At 65.7% G+C, this 274-nt stretch carries 1 pseudogene; it reads left to right on the top strand.

Annotated elements, in window-relative coordinates:
* Window positions 1–47 precede the first annotated feature (47 nt).
* A pseudogene (locus tag AC0IYH_RS31550) lies at window positions 48–274 on the top strand (hypothetical protein); the annotation flags it as partial.

Below are 274 nucleotides of genomic sequence, written 5' to 3'. Positions count from 1 at the left end.
CCGGGGCACGATCGCTGGTCATGCTTTGCCGCCAGAGTAGGAAACCCGTGACACGTTTAGCCAACCTCGCCGCCGGCTTGCTGCTCGCCACCGCCACGCCGGGTTTCGCGCAGCCTGCCAAGACGGCCGTACCGCATCTGGAAACCCGGAATGGCCGTCACGCGCTGTTCGTGGACGGTGCGCCGTTTCTGGTTCTGGCAGGCCAGGTCAATAATTCGAGCAACTATGCGTCGGCGCTGCCGCAGGTCTGGCCGGTGCTCGACCGCATCCACGC

Source organism: Pseudomonas sp. AC463 (assembly GCF_979253585.1).
The sequence above is the reverse complement of the archived record's forward strand: the minus strand, read 5'-3'. Positions and strand labels throughout refer to the sequence as shown.